The following is a 26,415-nucleotide window of genomic DNA, read 5'->3' on the forward strand; positions in this document are numbered from 1 at the left end:
CTAACGCGCAAATACATACTTGTACATACAGGAATAGGTAATCAGTCAGAAATTTAACTGACCGACTGCTTTAGGAAGCACGATAGAGGTTTAATGGAGCTTAAATACGGACAATTGAAGCATCTACAACAGGAGCCAGAACCTGACAGTCAACTATCTCTCAGCGCCCCGATCGCCAGTGGGCGGCTTCTGCAGCCGATGAGTGATGTGTACAACACTTTAATCGCAGATCTGATGCAGCTGAGCAGCAACAGTGATGCGCTGATTCTCGCGGCCGCTGCCGACAAGGTTGGAGCCATCATCAATGCCGATGTGCTGCAGGCGCCGGGCGAGGACAGGTCTCTGATCAACGTGGCACGCGGCAAGCTGGTCAATGACGCCGATCTGGTGACGGCCCATGCTGCTGGCGAGATCGTGGGAACGGCGCTAGATGTGTTTGTCGATGAACCGAACGTCACCGAGACTCTGTTTGGTAACGAGAACGTGGTCCTGCAGCCCCATCGCGCGAGTGCGACGCTACAAACCCGCACGCGGATGGGAGAGAAAGTGGTGGCGAGCCTGGTGGACAGTTTCGCTGGGAGACTACCGAAGGGCTCTCTGACTGACTGAACATTGGCCGCCGAGGAGACGTTGAGTACCCTCGGCGGCAGGATGTCAGGTAAACAGATCGACGACCAACAGGAAGGCAACCCACAACGCGAGGCCTGTAGCAAAGAGCAGTGCGAGGTTTTCAAACAGGTTGTTGCGATACTTCTTGTCCAGCAGCTTCGTCTGGTTGGATATGATCAGCAGGCCCAGGGAAATGACTGGCAAGCCAATGATGTTCAACGGGCTGACACCAATGGTCAGGGTCACGAAATCCGGCGTGCCTGGCAGCGACCAAACCAACGGTGTCAAGAGGATGAATAGCATGAACCATTTATGCATCGGATCATGATGAAACTCCTTACCGTATTTTTCGCGACGTTCAGGGCGAACGTGTTGGAAGGCATCGGTAATCAGCATCGGGAACGCGGTGGTCTTGCCTGAAATACTGGCAAACAGTGTCGCGAATACGCCGATGAAGTACTCTTACCAACCGATTGGACCAAAGAAGATTTCCAGCGCCTTGCCCATGTCGCCCAGGGTTTTTACCTCGATGCCATTGGGCCGCAGAATTTCCGCACCGATGATCCAGATAGCCAGGTTGATGACGATCCCGACGAACACCGCAAACAGCAAATCGTTACGTTGAACACGCTTGTGTTGCGGCCCTACCCAGCCCTTTTGGCGCATAACATACGGATGCACGAAGTTCGCGATGGAGCCTGCGACCGCGCCGATAACCGATGCGCCTGTTCTCACATGACCTTGTGTGCATGGTCAGGGCCGGACATCCACTCAAAAGCAAACGCCTGTCACTGCAGGCATTTTGCGAAGCAGAGCACTTGCAGGTAAGGGACGGCAGTCGAAGTCAGGAAATGTTCGAGGCGTATCTGACAGAGCAGCAAGTGCAGCGCAAGATTGCGCTACAGATCTCGCATTACATGAGTGTTCCAGCGATTATCGAACACTTAGATCTGGTGGTGGTATTACCGCGCACCGTCGCCAGCTTGTACGCCAATGAGGCCAAGGTGCGCTCCACGGAGGCGCCGCTAGAGCTTCCCACTTATGACCTCAAGCAATACTGGCATGGGCGTTTACATCACTCTGCGGTGAATGTATGGCTGCGCCATGTGGTTGCAGACATATTCGTCTCGTCCTCCAGCTGATCATGAGTGAAAAGCGGGCCTCGACCTAAGTGTCTTGCCCTCAATCGATGACTGACGACCGCACGGCGAGACCATAGGGATTCAGAACTGCAACGTACTGTCTCGTCAAAATCAGTAACGTGTGCGACAACTTGTCCGCGGCAATATGGCGCATTTGCGACGCTTTTACATCGTTACCGATTCCGGCTAAATGCCATCCCCACTTTGCGGCGATTTCATTAATGAGTTCGTTGACACGCATCAGCCCCTGGATTGCGTGCCTGGCCGTCTTGCTTAACCTGTTCGCCATGCCGCTGAGTAGTGCGATGCAGACGTCAGACGTACGCCTGATACTTTGGGGTGGGTTCTGTTCAGGTGGGAACTCGAGTGCCCTGCCTAAAGACCTGGGCAAGGTGATTGACGCCTTGCAGAAGCCCCAGTCGAAATCTGTCATGCAACACGGCGCCTGCTGCTGTGGTCATGCAGGATCAGCAGCATTGCCCTCCAATTACTACCGGCATTTCCTGCCGCAGTACACACCCGACACCGCTCTCGAAAGTCCTGAACTACCCACGCTGCACCCAAGGATTCGTTGGCCCAGTCTAAGTCCACGCGCTTCTCCCTTCGCTTGATCACAACACCGCTGACATCTTGCGGTGCTGCCATCTTTAAATCCATTTAGCGGCCTGCGATGGACGCTAAACGCCCTTAAAGTTTCTTGATCATCAGGAAGTGCGTGCTATGCCTGCTCCATTTACTTTGCGTCATGCAAAGCGTTTGTCTGTGTCCCGTTCCATGTGGCCGATGATGTCGGCTGGTCTATTCGCAATGAGCCCCTTGTGCTCTGCGCTGGCCGACGTTGCCAAAGTTGAAGACTCGACTTTGATCCTCGGTACGGTAAATGTTCAGGGTGCGGCCAGTGGCCCATTAAGCGCCAGCAGCGTACTCAGCTCGGTGGATATTCTAGGGGGAGGTATCCTGGAAAAGATGCCGGTCAATTACAGCTGGGAGCTGTTCAGCCGTGCACCGGGGGTGATGCTGACTGAGTTCAATCAGGGCACCACCTCCGGCAAAATTTCCTTTCGAGGCTTCAACGGCGAAGGAGAAGTGAATGCTGTCAAATTGCTGATCGATGGAATCCCAAGCAACAGCAACGACGGCAACATGCCGTACATGGACATGATTTTTCCCATGGAGCTGGACAGCATCGAGATTGTGCGCGGCACCAGTGATGCTCGCTACGGACTCAATAATATTGCCGGCAACGTGAATATGCTGACTCGTACAGGAGGTGAGTACACCAAAGCGCGAGTTCGTTACGGCAGCTTCAACACGCAAGAGACACAACTGACCAAGGGCATCGAAAGTAGCAACTGGACTCAGAACTACTTCTTCGTCTACCAAAAATCCGATGGCTATCGCGACCACTCCGAAGCCAATAGATTTTCGATGTCTGGCAAGTTGTTCTATACCCCGGACGACGACAGTTACCGCATTGGCCTTATCGCGCGGCACTACGAAACCGAGGCTCAAGAGCCCGGCTATTTGACTGAAGACGATGCCCGTCATCATCCGCGCATGACCAACAGCTACAACGCTACGGGCAAAGGCACTCGGCGTATGAATCAAGTTAGTCTGCATTTCGATACGGACTTGAATGAGGACCTCGTCTGGTCGGCGAAGACCTACGTCAACACCTTCGACGATCGACGCTGGACACAGTATTGGCGCATCAGCGCCCAGCAGGAACGCGATGCCTATGAAACCCAATACGGCGCCCTCTCCTCCCTGACATGGCGACCGGAGGTCAGCTGGTTGTATGACTTCGCACTGGAAGGCGGAGCAGACGTCCAACAGCAGCAGAACACGAGCGAGCGCTATCGCACCAAAGACCGTGCGCGCCTGGCAGCGACCCGCGACCAGCAGTTCGATTTCGATACCTACGGCGCTTACGTTCAGGCAGAAATCAAACCTTTCGAGTCGCTGAAGATCGTACCGGCCTACCGGGTCGACAAGATTCAGGGCGACTTCACCAATGAACTCACCGACACGGACTACGACATCAACGACTACGGTCCGATCAAGCAGCCGAAGATTAGCGTTGTCTATTCCCCATGGGACGTCGCCAGCTTCTACGCGAACTGGGGACGTACCTTTCAAGTGGGCGCTGGTGCCGCGGCTTATAAAATTCCGCCCAGGGATACCGATTTGGCAGCTTCGATAAACGAAGGCTGGGAAACCGGGATCAAGTTCACGCCGGCTGACTGGATAGATGGACGTGTTGCCTATTGGCAGCAAGAGGCCTCAGGGGAAGTCAGTCGCAGGCTGAACGACCCGAGCGGCGAGTCCGATAACGTGGGGGAAACCCGGCGGTGGGGTTATGACTTGCAGATGAACCTGCACCCTAACGACCGCACTGACCTATGGATGGCCTACTCGTGGCAGTATTCGAAAATACTCCAGCCGAGTGCCACGCTGCCCAACAGCAAAGGTCAGGAAATCGATCACATTCCGCATCACCTTTACAACGCCGGCATCAGCTATGACGCTACACCTGCGTTAAAGCTGACTGCCTGGATGAACGGCCAGACAAACTATTACCTGGAGCGGGAGAACACGAAGGGAACTTATGGCGGTTACGTGCTGATGAACCTTGGTACTACGTACAAGGTGACGCAGGCAGTGAGCGTCGACCTGCAGCTGAAAAACCTCATCAACCGATATTATGAATACGTCTGGTACGACCCGGACGGTGCCCAGGTATCCCTGCATTCCCCAGGTGATGGCCGCGCGCTTTACGCCGGAGTGACTGTGGACTTCTGATTCAGATATTGCTGAGGCCATTTTGGTCTCAGCAGTTTTTTTTGGGGGGGTGAGGTGGCGTACCAATCGTCACCCATCATCTCAGATGACAAAGGAGGTAGGTATTTTGCGGCTTTTGAGATAGTTGGGAAGTAATACATATTGCCTGTCACTGTTCTAACTACTGAACCAGGACATCAACGGGCCTCATTCACTGTCGCACTTAAACACAATTTTACGCGATTTCGAAACTACTAAGCCTATTAGATCTTGAAGTTGACAGGACAAGAAATGAGCGTGCATTGCTTGGTGGTCGTGCCACAAACATTCGATGACCCAGCTATTTGTCTCAGCCACCCTTTTCAACTCACACTTGGCGACACCCAAAGCGTTGCGTTCGACCAATCCAAGGATGTTGGAGATCTTGCGCTCAAAATCATCATCCATACTAACTTCAAATCCCATAGCGCTTTTCATAAGACCAGACATCGAATTGACTCCAAGCTAAAGCCGTTGATTAAGCTGCGCTATCTACCAAGGCAGGACAAAAGGATGCTTAAGTATTGCTTTAGTCGATGCCAAGAAGCTCCTGTGTGCCATTGTGCTCTCGTACAGCTATTCAGATTAAAATCACAATAGACCATAATTGACAAAAAAAAATGCCAAAACGTTGACGATTTCTGCCAAAATCAGCGAAATCCAAGCGGCGCTCTCTTAGGATGGAGTAGCTCTAAATGCCAGTTAAATCTATACAGTTCATTACCTACCCTGAAGTTAGCCTGCTCGATCTGGCCGGCCCCCTGGATGTATTTATTGCTGCTAACTATTTTGCACCCCCTAATCATCCGCCATACTCCCTATCAATCCTCGCGTTAAATCCAACAACGGAAGTACTCTCTAACGTCTCGTTAAGCGCTGAGGTTTTGGTAGATAAAACACCGGCTGCGCATACACTTATCGTTCCAGGTGGGCCTGGGATACATAAGTTTTGTGATGATCCAAAATTTTTTACAAACTTCGTGAATCACGCCGAAAAAGCCAAGCGTCTGGTTTCCGTCTGCACAGGGATATTTGCGCTAGCGACGGCGGGGAAGTTAAACGGGCGCAACGTGACGACCCATTGGTCGGCCTATGACAAGTTGGAACTTGACTTCCCTTCCATAAATGTAAGGCGCGGGCCTATATTCATTAACGATGGCGACTTATGGACTTCGGCAGGAGTCACTTCGGGTATCGACTTGGCTCTCGCAATGGTTGAAGCTGACTTGGGGCACTCTGCTGCGCTCGAAGTTGCACGGCACTTGGTTGTTTTTCTCAAGCGTCCCGGGGATCAAAATCAGTTCAGCTCGTCATTAACACTACAATCAAAAAGCAGTCAATTCTCGGACCTTCACGCTTGGCTAAACAACAACCTTGGTGGCGATCTATCGGTTTCTTCGTTAGCAAATTTCATGAACATGAGTGAAAGAACATTTGCGCGTAAATACAGTGAAATCACAGGTTTTACGCCGAGAAAGATGGTCGAACAGCTCCGCTTGGAAGCTGCCCGCCATTTGCTAGCCACTTCAAACTCCCCGCTTAAAACAGTGGCCCAAAAATGCGGCCTGGGTAACGAATCAACCTTTATCCGTAGCTTTATAAAAAACTATGCCGTCAAACCCAGCGAGTATCGAGCACGCTTCAAGCCAAGTCAGGAAACAGAACTCTAAAGAGCTTAAGAGCACGGACTGATCTGACATTAGACAGGCAGGGTTTTAACTTCATATTATCATTGAACTTTCACGCCTCACGACATTAAGCCGTTTGTGAGGTCCGGGATATGAACGCGCAACTAAAATGCGCAGTATGTGATCGTGGACCAAGTCGGAATGGGTCACACGGGCAAGCGTAGATCAGACCTCCACGACAATGCGCCCTCGCACTTCACCTGCAAGCAGCTCTTGCGCTAGTTGGCCGATTTGCGTGAGGCTAACCTTGCGCGTAATTTGCTTGAGTTGCTCAGGGTCAACAAGCTGTGCAAGTCGGTCCCAAGCCTTGATTCGTTTTTCACGCGAGAGCATGACACTGTCGATGCCAACGAGGGTAACACCCCGTAAAATGAATGGCGCCACAGTCGCTGGGAAGTCCATACCCTGAGCTAGGCCGCATGCAGCGACGACCCCGCCGTACTGAGTGGAGGCGCAGGCATTGACAAGGGTATGGCTTCCAACGGAATCGACCACTCCTATCCAACGCTCCTTCGCCAACGGTTTCCCTGGGCTACTCAGTTCATTGCGATCAATGATTTCAGAGGCCCCGAGAGCCTTAAGGTATCTGAATTCTTGCGGTCGACCTGTACTGGCCACGACTTCGTATCCGAGCTTGTTCAGCAGTGCGATGGCAAAACTACCTACGCCGCCATTTGCCCCAGTCACAAGAACAGGACCGCTGCTGGGTGTAACGCCGTTACGTTCCAGAGCGATTACACAGAGCATCGCGGTGTAGCCTGCAGTACCAATAGCCATTGCCTGTTCGGCAGTAATCCCAGACGGAATCGGGATCAACCAATCGCCATTGACCCGTGCACGAGAAGCCAAGCCACCCCAATGTGTTTCGCCCACCCCCCACCCATTGAGTAAGACCAAATCGCCTGGTGCGTAATTGGGGTTGTCGCTTTGCTCCACAATGCCGGCAAAATCAATCCCCGGCACCATCGGAAACTTGCGCACAACCGGTCCTCTGCCAGTGATGGCCATAGCATCCTTATAATTTAGGGTGCTGTATTGAACCTTAACGGTGACGTCGCCAGCCGGCAACGAATTATCATCAAGGTCCTGCAGCGTCGCCGTATAGCCCGCATCATCTTTGTTTACGAGCAATGCTTTAAACATTACAACCTCCTTAGGACCGAACTTGAACCAGGGAAAAAAATGCGTCGCGAGCCAAGTCCAGAGCAGCTCGAGACTTATCGAGCTTGGTGTACAGCACCGCACCTTCCCAAGCATTCCAGAAGAACTTGCTGAGTGCCGCCGTATCAGCGTTTGGACTGATTTCGCCAACCTGTTTAGCTTCGTCCAGACAGTCCTGGATCTTCTTGCACCAGCTATTGATAACGTCTCGAAGGACAACTCGATAGTTCTCATCGAGTGCCGCCAGCTCCTGACCTAGGTTGCCCACAAGACAACCTCGCTTGAAGTCGTACTTCGCCAGCCCCTCACCTGCGTCCTCCGTCCAGCTACGAATACGATTCAAAGGTGACTGCTCGTGGTTGTACAGGTGCTTGTCGAGCTTTCTAATGAAATAGTTCGAGTACGCTTCGATCACCGCTATTGTGTAAATGTCTTTGCTTTTGAAGTAGTAGTAGAACGAACCCTTCGGTACACCTGCGATCTTGACGATCTCGTCCAAAGGAGTGTTGTAAAAGCCTTTCTCAGTAAGAATCGCTACACCAATTCGAATGAGTTCCGCACGTTTTCCCGTATTTCGTTGTTTTTGCTCATCTGGAGAAGCGGCGGTGCTTGAAGCGGAGTCTGGTAGATTAGTCATAGAGGGATTTTCCATCCTGGCTTGCGGGATAATAGTGGGCGCATTGCTATCTGGCCGAGTAGAAAACCTTCTAGCAATCGCCAACGAAGGTTGGCTGCCATAAATTCATAAAGGCCAGTTGTAACGAATATTGCACAGGCAGAAATCCCCACGTAACGAGAAGTCCGCCCCCCAACCAAACACCCAACCGCGCCAGCGTCGATATCCAAAGCGCTGGGACTCCGCGCACGCTGCACCTCAGGCATCACGCTGTCGGCACTGAACCATAGAGGCGCACCAAACCGCGGTGCCAGAGCAATCGTCCGGACTGCTTTGCTCGCCCTTGACGATGAGGCGCTAGTGGGTACAAAAGTTTGCGTTTCCAAATTCAGGGCCGCTTATTTTTGACGTGATCGAGAGCGTTCCCACCGAAACCAGTGCCCTCTGTTGCCTCTACTTTAGTCAAAACGCGCTGATAGTCAACCAGTCAACTATCCTCCAAAAGGTACTAGACAACCAGTCAACTACTGACTATATCTTAATCGCCGGACTGATCAGCACCGCAAAAACAACAATAAAAATTGGCCTCATGGCCAGTGGAGGCTCTTATGCCCAAGTCAAATCTGAGCGCGACCAATGCAAGGTCCACCGTGTTGTTTTCTGTTGGAGTGAAGCGTTTCACTCGGTTATGCGTCTTGATTGTCGAAAAAGCGGTTCCTGACCCATTCGTAATCGCCATTCTTCTCACCCTTCTAACCGCCCTACTCGCGTTCCTTTTTGCTCCAGCCGCTTCAGCACCGCAGGTAGTGACAAGCTGGTACGACGGTGTATTCAAGATCTCAAGCTTCGCCTTTCTGGTTGCACTTACGCTGGTGACAGGCCATGCGCTCTCAACCTCACGGCCCATCGCCAGATTGTTGAAGTACTTCGCGTCTTTACCGAAGACTGCGGCGGGCGCGATGACCTTGACCTTCTTTGTGTCGATGGCAGCGGGACTTCTCAACTGGGCAGTCGGATTGGTCGTGGCAGGGCTGTTCGCACGGGAGGTGGCGAAACGCGTTCACGTCGATTTTGCCTGGCTGGTGGCGGCGTCCTACGCCGGCTGGTCATTCTACGTATGCGGTATATCCAGCTCGATTGCTCTGGTCAGCGCTACTTCGGGATCACCAATGAACATCATTGAGTCGGTCACCGGCAAGGTGCTTCCCATGAGCGAGTTCCTGACCTCACCTTTGAATTTTGTCCCTCTGCTGCTGCTGGCAATTCTACTTCCGATGATCCTTCGGATGATGATGCCGACTCCAGACCAAACCGTTGCAGCTGATCCTCAGCGATTGATCGAAGAGGATACTGTTGTGCCAGAAACGCGCCCTGACACCTTAGCCGGACGCCTGGATCATGGGTTCTGGATAAGCATGATTCTTATCGCGGCAGGTGTCGGTTATATCGGCGTGAAGCTAGCTGAAGGTGCTTTCAAAATGGATCTGAACATGCTGGTTCTGGTGTTCTTACTTTCCGGCATGGCCTTGCATAGAACCCCGAAAGCCTACCTGCGAGCCATCGAAAATGCGGCACGCATCGCTGGGCCGATTCTCCTGCAGTTCCCGCTGTATGGCGGGATCATGGGAATCATGTCCGCAACAGGGCTCGCTGACGTGATTTCAAAATGGTTCATCACTTTCTCGACTACCGAGACCCTGCCCTTCTGGTCATATGCTTCTTCGGTACTGATTAGCCTCTTCGTACCGAGTGCTGGCGGCCACTGGATAGTCCAGGCGCCTTTTGTCGTTCCGGCTGCAGAGCACCTGGGTGTCCACCAATCAGCCGTCGCCATAGCCGTAGCTCTGGGTGAAGGTGCAGCCAATATGATCCAGCCGATGTGGGTCATCCCATTGCTAGCCATTGCAAGGGTAGGAATGGGGCGGGTCATGGGCTTCACCGTCGTCATCTTCTTAGCAATGTTCGCCGTGTCGGGGACGTGCATGCTGTTGCTAAGCCTCTGAACTGTAAACGGAGACAATAATAAAATGAATTCATCTCTGAACCTGGGCGACCTAATAACTACAGCCTGTAATCGAGAGCCTCGGTCTATCGCTATCGACGCAGACGATTGCGTCGTCAGTCGAGCAGAACTGTTCGAACAGGCAGGAATCGTAAAATCAGCATTGTTAGCCGCAGGCGCAACGGCGAACGAACCTGTTCACGTTCGTGTCTCAAACTTGCCAAGTGATTTTTCGGCAGTACTGGGCATCTGGCTTGCCGGCTGCGTCGCAGTGCCCATCCACCGTACTACTCCGTTACCCGCATGCGATGCAATGCAAGAAAAGACAAAGGCACGGTTTCAGATAAACATCACAGACTCTTCCGTTTCGGGTGAGGACTTACTGACAAGCTTGTGTATCGATGCTCCCGAGTTTCGTCCGCAGCTGGATGGCGCCGCATTCGTATTGTTCACGTCCGGATCTACCGGCAGCCCCAAAGGCGTAATCATCGGTCACCACGCTTTTGCTATGAAGCTGATGGCGATAGATGCCATGACGCATTTCAAATCCGCAGAACGAACGCTTCTTGTGTTGAACATCACGTTTGTATTCGGGATCTGGATGTCGCTACTCACCCTCATCAGCGGCGGCACGCTAGTAATCACCAAAAAGCTCGGATCGGCAGAGCTTTTAGATCGGCTTCAAGAACACCCTATCGATCGTGTAGGAGTGGTTCCCACCATGCTGCGAGGCATATTGGCACTTGTTACCCAGGGACATGGCATGAAGCCCTGCGCCCGTCTGCGCCAGATCTTCACTGGCGGAGAGCAATTGAGTGAGCTCCTCGCCGACCAGGTCGAGGCCGTTTTTCCAAATGCCGACCTGATCAACATTTACGGCCTGACCGAAACGCTCAGTTGCGACTTCTTCCAGTTGCCAAATTTTAGGCGTATCAAGCCGTTTGCCCTGGGACTTCCGGCAAGCGGAGTGAGCTACCGTATCGTCGACGAACTCGGCCTACCTGTGAAACCAGGCCAACAGGGCGAACTACAGATCCGTAGCCCCTACCTCATGACCGGATATCTTGACGACCCTGATTTGACAGTCGCGGCCCACAGCGACGGGTTTTTCAGAACAGGGGATTTAGCGTTCATTAATTCCGAAGGCGATGTTCAATTCCGAGGCCGTCAGAAAGAGATCATCGTTCGTGGAGGAAACAAAGTCACACCGATGGAAATTGAACAAGCAGTGCTCATGTTCCCAGGTATCACTACTGCAATGGCAACTGGCGTCGAGGACGCGATGCTCGGCGAAAAGATCCACGTTCTGATCGTTCCCTCTCTCCCCTCGTCAGTGGACTTTGAACGTCTACAGGATTTCCTCATGGAGAAGCTGGAGAAGTACAAAGTTCCGGACGTTTTCTACACGGCAGAGTGCTTACCACTGGGGCGCACAGGCAAAGCCGATAGACGCGAATTGAAAATGATGATCGTCGGCGGAACGTTGACTCCAGCCTCGATCAAACAAAGTGGGAGAACAGTGGCATGAATAATTTTACAACCCTGAGCTACGAAGTGGATGGTGGTATCGGGCAACTGATGCTTGATCGTCCTGAAAGACTCAATGCGCTGGGCAAGATGGCGCTGGAGGAGATCAATCTTGCCATGGACTTAGCTGAGGAAGATCCTTCAGTAAAGGCCATTGTCATCAGCGGAAAAGGCAAAGCGTTCTCCTCCGGATTCGACCTCAAAGAACAAATGAACAATCGCCCGGAAGGAGCAGCTGCGTGGCGCGAAATTCTGGCGAGGGATTTCTCCACCACCATGCGATTCTGGGATTGCCCTAAGCCCACAATCGCTGCGGTACATGGATCTTGCCTGGCGGGGGCATTTGAAATAGCGCTCGCATGTGACATCACCATCGCTTCCGAGGACGCCACCTTCGGCGAACCTGAACTGAAGTTCGGAGCAGGTATTGTGACAATGCTGCTGCCTTGGATGATTGGAACCAAGCACGCTAAAGAAATCATCCTTTGCGGCATTGATAATATCCCTGCGGAAGAAGCCAGGCGTCTAGGGATGGTCAATAGAGTTGTACCGATCGGAAAGCACTTGGAGGAGGCCATAAAAGTCGCACAGACCATTGCTGTGATGGATCCTGAATTGATGAAGTTAACCAAGATAGCGATCAATCAGAGTGTCGAGGCAATGGGACTCAAAGGAGCCCTTCAACGGGCGCTTGATATAGACCACGCTATCGAATCGAAGGGTTCGCCAGACAAACGAGCTTTTATGGATATTGCACGTGAGGATGGACTGAAAGCGGCCTTGGTCTGGCGGGATCAACGATTTCAATCCCCTCACAAGTCTTTGCTCAAAAACAGCTCGGTGGCTGACTCTTTGGGCACTGCTAATGAGACGTTTCAGGCACTGGTTTTAAGAAAAGACGCTGACGGATTCAACGCAAATCTCGAGCAGATAACGTTCGCAGATCTGCCGGACGAAGACACGCTGGTGCAACTTGAATATTCGACTCTGAACTACAAGGATGCGCTGGCCATTACGGGCAGTGGACCGATCGTGAAGAGTTGGCCTATGGTGCCCGGCATCGACTTCGCTGGTACGGTCGTGGAGACGTCCCATCCTCGTCTTAAGCCTGGGCAGAGAGTAGTTCTAACGGGCTGGGGCGTGGGTGAGAAATACTGGGGTGGTCATAGTCAATACCAAAGGGTCAAGGGTGATTGGCTGGTCCCCCTTCCTGAAAATCTCAGCAGCAAGCAGGCGATGATGTTCGGAACTGCCGGCCTGACCGCAATGTTATGTGTTAACGCTTTACGCGATGCCGGCGTGAAACCAGAGTCTGGACCTGTCTTGGTGACCGGAGCGGCGGGTGGTGTTGGCAGCGTTGCCATAGCGATTCTTACCCATCTTGGCTATTCGGTCACAGCGCTGATCAATACCCCCGAAAAAATGGATTATGTTCGCAGGCTTGGTGCCATAGCAGTCATTGACAATGCTAACTGGGCGGATGAGCGCAAGGCATTGGAATCACAGTGCTGGGCGGGAGCTATTGATGCAGTCGGATCCGGAGTGCTAGCCCGCGTACTGTCACAGATGAACTATGGGGGCGTTGTTGCTGCTTGTGGATTGGCTGGGGGGGCGGACTTACCGACTTCAGTAATGCCATTTATCTTGCGAGGCGTGCGCTTGATCGGAATAGACTCTGTCTCGATCAACTACGAGACCCGACTGAAAGCCTGGGCAGATGCAGTCGAATCGATGCCAACGCCATTGCTCAATTTGATCAGCGCAAAGGTGGTTCCCCTGCTGAATCTCAAAACGTCGGCAGAAGAAATGCTGGCTGGAAAGCTGGTCGGGCGTATCGTCATTGATGTGAATGCCCGATCGAATGAGGGCCAGGAAGCAACAAAAACGCCACGCTCAATCTTGGCTGCTGTAAAAGGCTGAACCCTGCGTTAACGAAGCCCAGGCACCCAACCTGGGCTTTCGTTTTTTTGCCAAGACCTGCGTGAAATCCCACACCGCTAATTGCCGCTCACTTTTCGACTCAGGGTAATTTGGCGAGAAAACGTACGCCGATATTCAGAAGGCGACGTGCCGAGGTGAACCCCGAATTGTAGCCTCAACGACAAGGGCGTCCCAAAACCTGCCTCGCCCGCAATACATTCGATAGGAAGGTCTGTGGTTTCCAACAGCTGTTGCGCTCTGACGACGCGCTGAGCATTCAACCATTTTGAAACGGTACTGCCCGTCGCTTCCTTGAATCGCCGGGTAAATGTACGCCTGCTCATTTTGGCCATGTCCGCCAGCACGTCGAGCGAAAGATCACTGGCAAGGTTTACTCGGGCCCACGCCAGTACATCAGACAAATGCGTCTCGCTGGACAGTTGCGGCACAGGATGCTCAACGTATTGAGCTTGCCCACCTTGCCGATGAGGCGGCGTCACCAGCATCTTCGCGGTGCGATTCGCAACGTCAGCACCAAGTCGCTCGCGTACCAAATGAAGGCAGCAATCGATTGCCGCCACAGTTCCCGCAGAGGTCATGATATTTCCAGCACTGACGTAGAGCACCTCGGGCTTGAAACGAACCTCAGGGAAACGTTGCGCGAACTCTTCTCGTGCTGCCCAATGAGTGGTTGCTTCTTTCCCATTAAGCAGCCCGGCATCTCCAAGCACAAACGCGCCTAAGCATAGCCCTACTATGAGCTTACCTTCGCAGTTCGCGGCCTGTAGCGCTTTCACGAGTTGTGCAGATGCGGTGATCAGTTGATCCCCCCAGGCGGGAATAACGATTACATCAGATGCTTCCATCAGCTCCAGGCCATTAACAACCGCTAAGTCGATGCCTTGGTCGCAAGTCACCATTCCCGGCATCTCCGCGCAGTAGCTGACCTCGTATTGAGGTTCACCAGGTGCAGAATGAGCCGTACCCAACACCATTCCAGGCACGGAAAGATGGAACAGACTTACGCCATTAAAAGCCAGAACAGCAACACGTATGGATTGCATCAGATAGCCTCGGGTTGCCGGTTGACCGTTTCATAGGATCGCTTTTGCAGAGTGGACGCTTGCTCTAGGCCTCTCTCATACCTACGCTGATCGACTGGCCTGATTATATCGAAATATGTCATTCAGGCCACTGTTGCGATGTAGAGCACTCGGGAAGAATGCTCTTCTCGATGTATTAACAGGATCAATCCCATGAATTTCAGAACGCTTCCTCTTGCCCTCAGCCTCGCTTGCGCTGCTACCAGCACATGGGTATTCGCGGATACAAATGTCTCGTCCGCACCGACCGCAGCCCACAAAGTGGACTTGCAGCAAATTCGTAATGCAACGGTGAAAATCACCTATGGCGACACGACGTTCCTCGTCGATCCGATGCTCGCGAAAAAAGGAACCTACCCTGGATTTGAAAATACTTACCGAAGCAACCTCCGTAACCCAATGGTCGATCTCACTGAATCACCTGCCGAGGTAATCGCTGGCGTAGACGCCGTCATCCTCACACACACGCATCTTGACCACTGGGACGATGCCGCGCAGAAAGCGCTACCTAAAGACATTCCGCTGTTCACTCAAGATGAGGAAGACGCGAAACTGGTTCGCTCCCAAGGCTTCAAGAATGTGCGCGTACTGACTGACGAAGTTGAGTTTGGCGGAGTCAAAATCACTAAGGCCGGTGGCCAGCACGGCACAGACGAGATGTATGCCGTGCCCCCCCTCGCGAAACTTTTGGGCGAGGCCATGGGCGTTGTGTTCCAAGCCCCAGGCTACAAAACTCTCTACCTTGCCGGTGACACTATCTGGCGTAAAGAGGTAGACCAGACCATTGAAAAATATCATCCCGAAGTCATCGTACTCAACACTGGGAAAGCGAAGGTGAATGGGTTCGATAGCGCAATCATCATGGGTGAGGACGACGTCCTACACGCATCCCAAGCCGCAAAAAACGCGAAAATAGTCGCCGTGCATATGAATGCAATCAACCATACGTCCCTAACACGTGAAGCGCTCCGCACCTACGTTAAGAAGCAAGGTATCGAGAGTCGCGTGGATATTCCGGAAGACGGCGCTTCCCTGGAGTTCTGACTTAAACCTTTCTGAGTCGGCGTAAAGACAGGTTCTTTACTCCCCGATCTCAGATTTAACCTCCATATCATTGGATAAATCGACCGGAGATCGTTCATGAAACGAGGTCTTGTAGTAGTTGATCTGCAAAACGAATACCTGCCCACTGGCAAATTGCCGTTGACCGGAATAGAAGCGGCTGTCGCGAATGCCATCCGAGTAATCAGCCACTCGCGCGAAACAGGTATCCCAGTTTTTCACATACGGCATGAGTCGGATAATGAAGGCGCTCCAATTTTCATTAAGGGATCTACCGGCGCGGAAATCCAACCAGCTGTAGCACCTAAAGGTGACGAGTGCGTGATTGTGAAAAAGCACATCAACGCCTTCAAGGAAACTGATCTCAAAGAACAGTTGAATGCTGCTGATATCCAGGAGGTCGTGGTCATAGGTGCAATGAGCCACATGTGCATCGACGCCGTAGTACGCGCTGCAGCAGACATGGGCTATCCCGTTACCGTGCTGCATGATGCCTGCGCCACCTTGGATCTGACGTTTCACGGCGCGACTGTTCCTGCTGCTCAAGCGCATGCAACGGTGATGGCCGCATTTGAGTTCGGCTATGCGACCGTTAAATCAGTAGACGAATACCTGTCGGCGTAAGCGGCTTATTTTTAGTCGGGGAGCCCTAATCGCCCGCCGTAGGCCAGCTCCAGTTCGGCAAAGGAATAGGTGCTTTTAGGGCAAGGCCAATGCCAAAAATTAGGTCATTGTCAGCTACACCATGAGAGCCCGGCGTGACAAAGCCGGGTCATCTGGAGGGAGGACTCAATGCGACCTACTTTTTCGGCAGGACATAACCAGGAAATACTGCTGACCCTAGGTCAAAAATTGGTTGGCAAGCGCTTGCTGCTTGATGGCCAATGAATTAATAGATCTGCTTACTTTCTGAGACTCCTGCGCCTGCGCTGAAAGCGACTCAGTGACATCCCGAATCGTCACCACGTTCTGGCTAACCTCCTCCGCTACCCTACTCTGCTCCTCAACCGCTGCAGCAATCTGGAAATTCATTTCGCTAATGATTCCCACAGACTCTTTGATTCGATCGAATGCGTCTGAAGCTTGGTTAACATGCTTTACAGCGACGCCGGCCTGAGCAGAACCTTTTTTCATTGCGCTAACAGTCTCAAGGGTATTTCTCTGCAACTGCTGAATAACGTCACGAATTTCTTCAATGGAATCACTGGTGTTGCTGGCAAGATTGCGAACTTCGTCAGCCACTACTGCGAAACCACGCCCTGCCTCTCCCGCCCTAGCAGCCTCGATTGCAGCATTGAGCGCGAGAAGGTTGGTTTGCTCAGCAACTGCCTGAATCACCCCGAGGACGTTACCGATGCGCTCGCTACTGCCGGTTAAACCCTCAATCTTCGACATTGCAATCGAGAGATCCTCAGCCAAACCTTCAATCGTTTCAGAAGTCAACCTAATAACCCGCAGGCCATCCTGAGTTGCAATACTAGCCACTCCCGTAGCGTCAGCCGCTCTAGCAGCGCCACATGCCACTTCCTGAGCTGATGAGCTCATTTCATTTGAGGCTGTCGCCGCCTGGTCGATTTCTCGGTATTGTTGCTGCATTTCCGTGCTGATTTTACTGGAGATGATTGCAGATCGATCAGCATTAGTGTGCGCGTCTAAAACCAGCCGCTTAAGCTCAGACATCATTGGCTGTAACTTATCGAGAAAAGCGTTAAACCACATCACCAACATTCCCAGCTCATCGTTGCGGGAATACTGCAATCGTTTTGTAAGATCACCTCCACTACCCGCAACCTCTCTTAACATTTCAGAAATGCGGTGAATCGGAACTGTTATTTTTCGGGCAATTACAAGAATTATAATCAACCCAAAGAATAAAGCTACCAAGCCATATACTGCCGACCATGCAGTATCAACAAAATTACGCTCATCCAATTTTATTTTAAGAGCGTTGGCTGGCTGCATCACCACATTACTAGGAATATCTAGTACAACCCCCCAATAAGATGATCCTGGAATTGGTTGCACGGGAACAGCCACCCTTTGAGTGTTGTTTATAACCCCGAGAAACGTCAATCCACTTTTAACTGAACTCTCCAGGTTAAGCGCATCACCAACACCCGCTTGAACTAATTGCAAACCTAATTTTTTTGCATCTCCGCTATGGCCAGCTAGGAGACCGGTAGGGCTGAAAATACTTACCTGTCCTTCACCACCAAAAAGTTTTTTGCTACTTTCCTGTACTAGCTGTTGCACTGACTCCAAACTGACATCCATTCCCACCACTCCCAGTACCTTTCCATCCTCTATGAGGGGAAAGGATAGGGTCGTAATTAGCGTCTTCCGGCCAGATGACTCGTCAAAATAAGGAGATAGTAAACAAGGTTTACCAGTTAACTTCGGACAGGTGTACCATTTATTAAAAGGGGTACCATCAAGCATAATCGTTGTGTCAGCTATCAGAGCCTCAGGCGTTGGTTGCAATACAAGACGCCCATCCTGCTGCGCAGCGTAGATAGAAAAGCGACCAGTCTCATTACTCCCCAACTCTTTACGACCGATAAAATCATTATCATATCCATCGAGCGAATTAGGCTCAAACACGACATAAAGGCTCAGCAACTCAGAATGTCGAACAAGTCTATCTGCCACCAGCTTTGTAAGCTCTCGCCTGGCAGTAAGTGCCTCTAAATCACCGCCAAGTATCATCCTACGAAATTGAACTGCATTGTCTGCCAGATCAAGTCCACCGTGATAACCAGCTTGAAAATGTTTTTGCACTGAGCTGCGTTGCAGCGCGCTTTCAGCCAGTAGCATTTTATTAGCAGAATCTTTGAGAAGCGTCTGAGCCTCAGCACTTACCAAGTTTGTATTTTTATTCGTTCTGTATATAGATATCACGACTAATAAAAGCACTATCAAGCCGAGACATGCCCCCACCATTACAAGCATGCGGAATTTAATTGTATCCCTGAGCAAGATCATCGCACATCCTCGAAATTAGTACGGAGACCACATCAAGAGATGCAAAGTCGATCCGTGCTGACCGCATCCATTATTTTTCACTTGGTAAAAACGAAAAGGCTCATGGCCAGGAGAAACGGGAGTTTGTCCCGACGAATCATGAAGTCCCCAACGCTTCAAGTTTGCCAAAGTATTATTCATTCACGCAGATCTACGACCGACCCACAATAATGGGCCCTGAGTGACTTGAAAAACCTTAAAGCTTGACTTACCTACTCAATAGCCTCGTACGGAAGCCCCACGTAATTTTCTGCAATCGTCTGACGTCCTGCCTCAGAGCGGACAAAGTAGTCGAGCTCTGCCTGCCGTATGCGCTGTCCAAAATCATCAGTACCAGGAAAGCGATGCAATATTGAGGTCATCCACCAGGAGAAGCGCACGGCCTTCCAGATTCGACGCAGGCAAATTTCAGAATAGCGTTCAAGTAGATCCGTACGTCCCTCCTGGTAAACCTTAACGAGAATGCGGCTAAGTGTGCTGACATCGCTGGCCGCGAGGTTGAGGCCTTTCGCACCAGTTGGAGGCACAATATGTGCCGCATCACCCAGTAGAAACAGGCTCCCGTACTGCATTGGCTCGACAACGAAACTGCGAAGTGGGGCAATACTTTTTTCAATGGACGGCCCCGTTATAAGTTTGTCGGCTGTTTCTTTGGGGAGCCTTTTTTTCAGTTCCTTCCAGAAACGATCGTCAGACCAATCTTCGACTTTTTCCTCGGTAGATACCTGAATGTAATACCGGGTACGCGTAGGTGACCGCATGCTGCATAAAGCGAAACCGCGCTCATGATTGGCATAAATGAGTTCTTCACTCACAGGAGGTGTATCCGCCAACACCCCCAACCAACCGAATGGGTAGACACGCTCGAACTCCTGGAGAACCCCGTCCGGAATTGTCTTGCGCGACACACCATGGAACCCATCACAACCTGCGATGTAGTCACAGTCCAAGCGAACTGCCACTCCATCATGATCAAAGGTAATGTAAGGAGCGGGGGATTTCATATCGTGCGGCTGTACATTCGCAGCGCTATAATAGCTAATGCCTCCGCAGGAGCTTCTGGCCTCCATTAGATCACGAGTGACTTCGGTCTGACCGTAAACCATTACCGTTTTACCGTCGGTCAAACCTTTCAAGTCGATATGTTCACAACGCCCATCGAACGCCAAGTCGAATCCGTCATGAACTAGGCCTTCGCGATCCATTCGCTCAGCAACACCCGCCTGTCGCAGCAAATCTACAGTCCCTTGCTCAAGCACGCCGGCACGGATTCGCCCCAATACATAATCAGGACTCTGTCGCTCAATGATTATGTTGTCAATGCCAGCTTTTAGAAGCAGTTGACCAAGCAGCAGGCCAGAAGGGCCAGCGCCGATAATTGCAACTTTAGTTCTCATTGTTCTTATCCTAAACAAGGTAATGAACAGCAAATTCGCAATTCATCTTTATTTCTTACCTGGATTAATGCTTTATGTCGCCCGCACCTGAAGCACATCATCCGATCAAGTAACTGGACTTTCGCCCATAAAAAATCCTTTTTTAGAAGGAGGTTCCCACGATGAGCTGGAGGTAGGTATTTGTATCATCGCCGTACAACTGAAGTCCGCCCTGATCGGCACTTTTTTCCGGCTTATAGAATCCGACTACTGGACTGATGAAAACATGCTCATTAACCGCCAACTCGGCATATAGATCGAACTCTCGTCCACCGAGATTCCCAAGGCTTCGATCAATCGGATCAAAGTCGAAGTACAATGCACCCAGTGTTAGATTTTCACGCGGAGAGACCTTTAATCCAACATGATGGACGCGGGTGTTGCTATTAAAAGGGCCTGCATAGTTGGATGCCACTTCACCTTGAAACCATGTTCCATAGCCACGACTCAGGCCGTAGAATAGTGGGTCAAACGACTCAGAGAAGCGGCTATAGCGATAGGTAGCAGTTGGAGACCATTGTACATCGGCAAACGTCCAGCTCCCCTCAAGATACCAGGCATTCTCTCGACCACTGTCTCGATCTTGAGTAGCATACTCGAATGCAAGGTTAAGATTCTTGACTCCTAAAGAGCCTGTTCCCCGGAGGCTGACAGTTTTCATGCCGTCTCGCTCTAATTGAAAAGGAGTGGCAAAACGCTCATCAACATCAAGTCCTTTAATGTAGGTCAGTCCCAATGTTCCTTCGTCTGCCACGTGCTCTAAAGTGGCCACAGCTAATTTAGTGTCCGCTTGTGCTCGATTATCCGAGCCTAGCCACATGAGATCCCCTCGCCACCCTTTTTCCCCACCGACGCGAAGCACCGCTGTTTTATCAAATGCTTTGCGGGCAGCTAAATAATAAGCTCCACCCCGGTCATAGTTTTCACCTAGGTCGACATCACCGAAGTTTAGTGCATCACCTTTGATAAGAAATCCGTCTCCAACTACAACCTCTTGGCGTCCGGCGGAAAATTCGATTCCATTTTCTCCTAAAGTCGGAAAAAGGCTTCCCGAGCGCCAACCTAGGTAAGCATCTTCGACCGCTGTGCGTCGCTCGGTGCCCTCCGTGAAGCCCGCAGCATCCCCATCACCCCACGTGCCTGAACTCAAGAGACTAAAGGCACCATATACACTTGATTGACTTTCAAGTTCGCTGCTTCCATTCAGCCCATACTTGATAAACCCCTCTCTCCAATTTGAAGAGCCTGAATCCCGCGTTCCAGTTGTCGAATAACTTTCGTCGCTGTGCATCGCGGCAAATACTGCGTCGACTTTGGAGTTAAGTACATTACCGCCCTGACTGTATAGCTCATAAGCACGGGACTCTAGGGGCAAGGCTAAAGCACCTACCGCCAATGCCATCGAAGTATATCCAAATTTTTTACTTTCAGACTTAAACGGCATAATGCGCCCTTATATTTATTATAGTATCAAAATTAATTTGGCAGAATTTTCGTTACAACTGAAACCTAAAGCTCTATAGCAAGCTCCGATGATTTCCTGTGCGGACGAATCACACTCAGCCAGCCCAAAAAATGTGGCGTCAGGCGGACTGATTTTTTGAGCCTTTAGGTGTATTTGGCAATGGCGTTTTGCTGATTGAATGATCGCGACTTCAGATCAAAGCTTGTGGACGCAAATTGGCAAACGGGCAACCAAGGGCTATGCATACCTACCCATGATTACGGACAAGCGTCAGTTCAATCACCGACTAAGATCGAACGATCAGCGTTTGCGGATTGCCAGTCTGAGTCACTGAGCGAAAAATCAGGATACCAATAACAATTCAAATCCCGTCTTGCCGTAGGGGAGGCCTGTATGCAAATTGAGCCGACACAACCAGGGCTTAAGCCCAAATCCTTAGGTGTCTCCGACATCGTCTTTTTCGTAATTGCAGCTGCGGCACCGCTCGGCGCCACCCTTGGTGCCGGCCCTGTAGTTTTCGCTATGGGAGGTGCAGGTGCCCCAGGCATCTATCTGATCGCCTCGCTCGTCCTGCTGCTTTTTGCAATTGGATTTGCAGCGATGAGTCGTCATGTGATCAGTGCTGGCGGCTTCGCAGAGCTGGTGACCCACGGATTAGGGCGAGCAGCAGGCAACGCAGCTGGTGGAATCGCGCTGCTTGCCTATATCGCGATGTTGACTGGCATCTATGGTCAATTCGCTGCGTTCGGCGCAGACCTCGCTTTGTCTGTCGCAGGATTACATGTGGATTGGCGCATCATCGCTCTTCTCATCATCGGACTGGTCGGCATTTTCGGATACATGGACGTTAAAGTGTCAGCCAAGGTGTTAGGCGTGCTCATGATTTTCGAGATCCTAATCTTGATTATCTTTGACGTCGCAGTTATCGCCCAAACCGATGCTAAGAATTTTTCTTGGAATGGCTTCATGCCCTCCCAGATATTCACATCTGGCCTTGGTGTGGCGTTGATGTTCGCGTTTTGTTGCTTTGTAGGATTCGAGTCCACGACCATATATGGAGAAGAGGCGAAGAACCCTAGCCGCACCGTGCCCCTTGCTACATATGTTGCCATTGCCATTATCGGGATCTTTTACACGCTCACCACATGGTGCCTCGGCCTGGCCTACGCGAATAGCGATGTTCAAAGCCTCGCCGCCAATGACATGATCAATTTCGTATTCAATGCCAACACACAATACGTCGGCCCCCTTTCTACCGAAATCATGAAAATCCTGGTAGTGACGAGCGTCTTCGCCGTGTTGCTCTCCTTCCACAATGCCCTGAGCCGCTACCTTTTCGCACTGGCTCGCAGCCACTTCGTACCTCAGCAGCTCAGCCGAGTACATCCAAAACACGCTAGCCCTCACGTTGCAAGCATTGCGCTATCGATCACAACCGTCGTCGCCGTTGGTGTCTTCATGGTCACCAATGCCGACCCGATAATGCACCTCTACATGTGGATGGTTGGACTTGGCACCCTTGCTGTACTCGCCTTGCAGACGTTGGGGGCAGCCGCTGTCGTGGGATTCACTCTCAAAACTCAGAAATGCAGTAAATGGCAAGGCGTGATCGCTCCCACCCTTGGTGGATGTGGATTGGCAACCGCCGTTGTTCTCGCGGTGGCAAATTTTGGCGAACTCACCGGGGCTAAGGAAGGTATCGCAACGCTGCTTCCATGGTTGGTGGTAATAGCGGCCTTGCTGGGAGTTATTAATGGACTCCGAACCAGGGGGAGATTTCCTGTGACACCGGCGATTTCCTGAGGCGACCACCTCCCCACTAGCAAAATTGAATATATATCGATGGGTGGTTCTTAAATTGTGGGGCCACCCCAGAAAGGCCAGCGACCCAGAATCCAATGCTACGGTCGTCATAAATTTCGGAGAATAAAGTGATCAAAAATCATCCTTACAGCGACCTGAATCTGCAGTTGATCGGGGGAGTTTGGCGCGAAGGTCGGACGGGGCGTTCCATGACTGTTAGCGACCCGTTCACCCAGCAAACGCTGCTTGAGATTGCCTTGGCTAACAAGGACGACCTGAATGAAGCCTACGCTAAAGCCAAAGCAGCACAACCCGGTTGGGCGGCAATGGGCCCGTCTGCGCGAGCGGGAGTGCTCCTACGAGCTGCTCAGATTTTTGATGAGCGCCATGACGAGTTGGTTGAATGGATCATTTCTGAATCAGGTAGCACGCGAATAAAAGCTGAGATCGAATGGGCGTCAGCTAAAGCTATCACTTTGGAGGCTGCATCATTCCCAAGCCGGGTTCATGGCCGCATCGTGGAATCAGATGTGCCCAATAAAGAAAGCCGCGTTTATCGGCGCCCACTCGGCGTTGTGGGTGTAATCAGCCCTTGGAACTTCCCATTCCATCTTACCCAGCGATCTCTGGCACCAGCGTTGGCTCTCGGCAACGCTGTAGTTGTGAAACCTGCCAGTGACACTCCAGTCACCGGAGGCCTACTGCTTGCGCGTATCTTTGAAGAAGCAGGATTGCCTGAAGGAGTTCTCAGCGTGATAGTGGGAGCGGGATCAGAGATTGGCGATGACTTCGTTCTCCATCCTGCACCAAGCTTTATTTCCTTCACTGGATCAACCCCGATTGGCCAAAACATCGCCCGCCAGGCTGGCAGTGGCGATTATTTGAAACATGTGGCGTTGGAACTAGGCGGTAACAACCCTTTTGTAGTGCTAGCTGATGCGGATCTCAAGCAAGCAGTTCATGCGGCTGTTGTAGGCAAATTTCTGCATCAAGGCCAAATCTGTATGGCTATTAATAGAATCATTGTGGAGGAGCCGATTTACGACTCATTTGTTTCCCTGTTCATTCAGCGCGTCAGTAACCTGGTAATCGGTGATCCTAAAAACCCGGCGACCTCGGTTGGGCCGGTAATCAACCGCAAACAGTTTGCCGGATTAGCTCACAAGGTCGAACAGGCCAAAGCGGAAGGCGCAACATTGGCTTACGCTGGCGAATCTGCAGGACTCGTATTTGCGCCGCACGTTTTCACTGAAGTGACATCCGACATGGAATTAGCCTACGAAGAGATTTTCGGGCCTATCGCCGGGATAATGCGTGCACGGGATGCCGATCACGCATTGGAACTGGCTAACGCTACCCGTTTTGGACTTTCCGCTGCAGTCTTTTCGGGTGATATCGAACGCGGGGTGCAATTTGCTCGACGCATCCATTCTGGTATGGCCCATGTGAACGACATGCCGGTTGCAGATGCCCCTAACGTCCCCTTTGGCGGGGAGAAGAACTCAGGCCTGGGCAGATTCAATGGCGACTGGGCAATTGATGAGTTCACAACCACTCAATGGGTGTCTGTTCAGCGGCAACCCCGCCACTATCCCTTTTGAGTAAGCCCTCCAGTTGGTTATTGACTGGAGGGGTAGCCACATACACTCCTGGGGTTCGCAAGCGGTTAAGCCACTTCGTAGCGACGAGCCTCAGGAATGCAGGAAAGAGAGCTTTCAAGAGTTTCTGCCACGCAGCGTCGAAGCGATCTAACTGATGGCGACCTGTTACCTGCAAGTGTGGCCAAAGCCAATGAGCTACGTGGAGCGTCAGCTAGTGGTACGTAGCGCACGCCTGGGTGACTAAATAGGCGAGTGGCTGTCAGTGGGAACGTATCAAACGCGCCACCATAGGCCACAGCAGCCAAGCTTTCTGGAATCGATTGGACATAAGCTCCAATCCGGCAGGCCTCATGCCGCTCAGACCCCAAACTCCAGTAAGCAGCCCATTCGGTGGGCGCTCCCTCACCCGCTACTGCGAATGGTTGCTCGATCAAGTCTGAAATAGTAAGGATCGAGGCATGTGCCATTTCATGATTGGCCGGTACGGCAGCGACTCGCGGCTCATCAAACATCACATCGAGCTCAAGACGCGGATCGCAAATCGGTAGCCTAACGAGGGCAGCATCTACTTTGCCAGAGATGAGCGCTTGCACCTGATTTGTCATAGACAGCTCAGTAAACACCAACCGGATACCAGGATTGCTCTGCTGAAAGAGTGTGAAAATAAGGTGGGTGAGTTCACCCGCAGCATCTCCAAAAAAGCCTAATTTCAGGACACCACGACTGTTTTCAGCTAGGGCTCGGCATTCCAGGATCGTATTGTTCATGCCCCCTAAGAGCGTGCGAGCCTGATCTATGAACGCCTGACCTGCCTCAGTCAATGAAACACGATGACTGGTACGTTCAAATAATCTGAAGCCTAGCTCGCTCTCAAGCTTAGCAATTTGAGCGCTCAAGCCAGATTGGGCAATGTTCTCGATCTCGGCTGCTTTACCAAAATGGAGGGTCTCGGCAAGCCTGGTTGCCAAGTGAAGCTGTCTAGTGTCCATTGAGGGGTACCTGCTACTCACGGAACGTTTGGAAGAGCTATTACGTAGCAAAATTCATGCAAATTACCGCATTCGCGGAGAGGCAGCGATGCCCTACCCGACCTGCGGATTCCGGGTCGCCTTACTAAATGAATAATGCGCCCAAACGGGGCAATTCGTTCATATTTCTCACACACAGGCATCTCGATGAGGCCTGAATCACTCTTCAACGCTCATCACAGCGCTCACAGCGCCGCCTAGCTCATGATCAAGGAACTGCGACTGCTGGGCGAACCAACAAAAAATGCCCTTAATAGTGTGCATATGGGCAGCTAAGAAGCACACAGTAACAAACCGTACTGAGCGGTAACACTTCAGCGAATTGTGCAATGCCTCGTCCCCACCTATTTCCCCTCTGGAACGCCATATTTTTTCAATTCACGGCCATATTCCATTTGAGTCTGAATAATG

Annotated in this window: 19 protein-coding genes and 3 pseudogenes; 12 read left to right on the forward strand and 10 right to left on the reverse strand. The window is 51.6% G+C overall.

Annotation, left to right across the window (positions count from 1 at the left end; translation table 11 throughout):
• Positions 1-189 precede the first annotated feature (189 nt).
• A pseudogene (locus AC4PS7_RS08095) lies at positions 190-609 on the forward strand (NAD(P)-dependent oxidoreductase); the annotation flags it as partial.
• 45 nt (positions 610-654) lie between these two features.
• Here AC4PS7_RS08095 and AC4PS7_RS08100 read toward each other — a convergent pair.
• A pseudogene (locus AC4PS7_RS08100) lies at positions 655-1,332 on the reverse strand (divalent metal cation transporter); the annotation flags it as partial.
• A gap of 2 nt (positions 1,333-1,334) precedes the next feature.
• On the opposite strand from AC4PS7_RS08100, the gene AC4PS7_RS08105 reads away from it, so the two are divergent.
• From AC4PS7_RS08105 to AC4PS7_RS08115, 3 genes are all read left to right on the forward strand, one after another.
• Entirely contained in the window at positions 1,335-1,751 is a 417-nt protein-coding gene (locus AC4PS7_RS08105) for a LysR substrate-binding domain-containing protein (RefSeq protein ID WP_492179356.1), read from the forward strand.
• 221 nt (positions 1,752-1,972) lie between these two features.
• On the forward strand, positions 1,973-2,362 hold the full coding sequence (locus AC4PS7_RS08110; RefSeq protein WP_159389966.1) for a DUF2946 domain-containing protein: 390 nt from the start codon (positions 1,973-1,975) through the stop codon (positions 2,360-2,362).
• Between the two features lie 163 nt (positions 2,363-2,525).
• Positions 2,526-4,553 (forward strand): TonB-dependent receptor, encoded by a 2,028-nt coding sequence (locus tag AC4PS7_RS08115; protein WP_492179357.1) that lies wholly within the window; start codon positions 2,526-2,528, stop codon positions 4,551-4,553.
• Positions 4,554-4,739: 186 nt separating this feature from the next.
• Here AC4PS7_RS08115 and AC4PS7_RS08120 read toward each other — a convergent pair whose 3' ends face one another.
• Complete coding sequence (locus AC4PS7_RS08120; RefSeq protein WP_159389968.1) at positions 4,740-5,021, reverse strand: hypothetical protein; 282 nt, start codon at positions 5,019-5,021, stop codon at positions 4,740-4,742.
• A gap of 245 nt (positions 5,022-5,266) precedes the next feature.
• On the opposite strand from AC4PS7_RS08120, the gene AC4PS7_RS08125 reads away from it, so the two are divergent.
• On the forward strand, positions 5,267-6,241 hold the full coding sequence (locus AC4PS7_RS08125; protein ID WP_159389969.1) for a GlxA family transcriptional regulator: 975 nt from the start codon (positions 5,267-5,269) through the stop codon (positions 6,239-6,241).
• Positions 6,242-6,424: 183 nt separating this feature from the next.
• Here AC4PS7_RS08125 and acuI read toward each other — a convergent pair whose 3' ends face one another.
• Both acuI and AC4PS7_RS08135 read right to left on the reverse strand, forming a co-directional pair.
• Positions 6,425-7,402, reverse strand: a complete 978-nt coding sequence (acuI, locus tag AC4PS7_RS08130) for an acrylyl-CoA reductase (NADPH) (protein WP_159389970.1) — start codon at positions 7,400-7,402, stop codon at positions 6,425-6,427.
• Between the two features lie 10 nt (positions 7,403-7,412).
• Complete coding sequence (locus AC4PS7_RS08135; RefSeq protein ID WP_159389971.1) at positions 7,413-8,057, reverse strand: TetR/AcrR family transcriptional regulator; 645 nt, start codon at positions 8,055-8,057, stop codon at positions 7,413-7,415.
• 587 nt (positions 8,058-8,644) lie between these two features.
• On the opposite strand from AC4PS7_RS08135, the gene AC4PS7_RS08140 reads away from it, so the two are divergent.
• Genes AC4PS7_RS08140 through AC4PS7_RS08150 form a run of 3 tightly spaced genes read left to right on the forward strand, consistent with a single transcriptional unit; the run spans position 8,645 to position 13,485 of the window.
• A complete protein-coding gene (locus AC4PS7_RS08140) occupies positions 8,645-10,039 on the forward strand; it encodes a TIGR00366 family protein (RefSeq protein ID WP_159389972.1) in 1,395 nt (464 codons plus the stop codon).
• Between the two features lie 24 nt (positions 10,040-10,063).
• On the forward strand, positions 10,064-11,566 hold the full coding sequence (locus AC4PS7_RS08145) for a class I adenylate-forming enzyme family protein (protein WP_159389973.1): 1,503 nt from the start codon (positions 10,064-10,066) through the stop codon (positions 11,564-11,566).
• Positions 11,563-13,485: an acrylyl-CoA reductase family protein gene (locus tag AC4PS7_RS08150; protein ID WP_492179268.1), complete on the forward strand. Its 1,923-nt coding sequence runs from the start codon at positions 11,563-11,565 to the stop codon at positions 13,483-13,485. Before AC4PS7_RS08145 ends, AC4PS7_RS08150 begins: the two co-directional genes overlap by 4 nt.
• Before the next feature lie 77 nt (positions 13,486-13,562).
• On the opposite strand, the gene AC4PS7_RS08155 is transcribed toward AC4PS7_RS08150, so the two are convergent.
• A complete protein-coding gene (locus tag AC4PS7_RS08155) occupies positions 13,563-14,549 on the reverse strand; it encodes a GlxA family transcriptional regulator (protein ID WP_492179269.1) in 987 nt (328 codons plus the stop codon).
• A 192-nt stretch (positions 14,550-14,741) separates the two neighbouring features.
• Here AC4PS7_RS08155 and AC4PS7_RS08160 point away from each other — a divergent pair, with 192 nt between their 5' ends.
• Together AC4PS7_RS08160 and AC4PS7_RS08165 are read left to right on the forward strand one after the other, a co-directional pair.
• Positions 14,742-15,632 carry an MBL fold metallo-hydrolase gene (locus tag AC4PS7_RS08160; protein WP_159389975.1) on the forward strand — a complete coding sequence of 297 codons (891 nt, stop codon included), beginning with the start codon at positions 14,742-14,744 and terminating at the stop codon, positions 15,630-15,632.
• Between the two features lie 96 nt (positions 15,633-15,728).
• Positions 15,729-16,274: a cysteine hydrolase family protein gene (locus tag AC4PS7_RS08165; protein WP_159389976.1), complete on the forward strand. Its 546-nt coding sequence runs from the start codon at positions 15,729-15,731 to the stop codon at positions 16,272-16,274.
• Between the two features lie 216 nt (positions 16,275-16,490).
• Here the strand turns inward: AC4PS7_RS08165 and AC4PS7_RS08170 are convergent, their stop codons facing one another.
• From AC4PS7_RS08170 to AC4PS7_RS08185, 4 genes and pseudogenes are all read right to left on the reverse strand, one after another.
• Positions 16,491-17,369 carry a methyl-accepting chemotaxis protein gene (locus tag AC4PS7_RS08170; protein WP_492179358.1) on the reverse strand — a complete coding sequence of 293 codons (879 nt, stop codon included), beginning with the start codon at positions 17,367-17,369 and terminating at the stop codon, positions 16,491-16,493.
• Positions 17,349-18,632: pseudogene (locus tag AC4PS7_RS08175) on the reverse strand (PDC sensor domain-containing protein); the annotation flags it as partial. The pseudogene AC4PS7_RS08175 and the gene AC4PS7_RS08170, both read right to left, overlap by 21 nt.
• A 251-nt stretch (positions 18,633-18,883) precedes the next feature.
• Complete coding sequence (pobA, locus tag AC4PS7_RS08180) at positions 18,884-20,068, reverse strand: 4-hydroxybenzoate 3-monooxygenase (RefSeq protein ID WP_159389978.1); 1,185 nt, start codon at positions 20,066-20,068, stop codon at positions 18,884-18,886.
• Between the two features lie 142 nt (positions 20,069-20,210).
• Positions 20,211-21,509: an alginate export family protein gene (locus tag AC4PS7_RS08185; protein ID WP_159390399.1), complete on the reverse strand. Its 1,299-nt coding sequence runs from the start codon at positions 21,507-21,509 to the stop codon at positions 20,211-20,213.
• Positions 21,510-21,965: 456 nt separating this feature from the next.
• On the opposite strand from AC4PS7_RS08185, the gene AC4PS7_RS08190 reads away from it, so the two are divergent.
• On the forward strand, positions 21,966-23,375 hold the full coding sequence (locus AC4PS7_RS08190; protein WP_159389979.1) for an APC family permease: 1,410 nt from the start codon (positions 21,966-21,968) through the stop codon (positions 23,373-23,375).
• Positions 23,376-23,503: 128 nt separating this feature from the next.
• Positions 23,504-24,976, forward strand: coding sequence for an aldehyde dehydrogenase family protein (locus AC4PS7_RS08195; protein WP_492179270.1), 1,473 nt, complete (start codon positions 23,504-23,506; stop codon positions 24,974-24,976).
• Between the two features lie 65 nt (positions 24,977-25,041).
• Here AC4PS7_RS08195 and AC4PS7_RS08200 read toward each other — a convergent pair whose 3' ends face one another.
• Positions 25,042-25,965, reverse strand: a complete 924-nt coding sequence (locus AC4PS7_RS08200; RefSeq protein ID WP_159389980.1) for a LysR family transcriptional regulator — start codon at positions 25,963-25,965, stop codon at positions 25,042-25,044.
• Between the last annotated feature and the right edge of the window lie 450 nt (positions 25,966-26,415).

This window comes from Pseudomonas sp. DW-iso3, assembly GCF_058725305.1.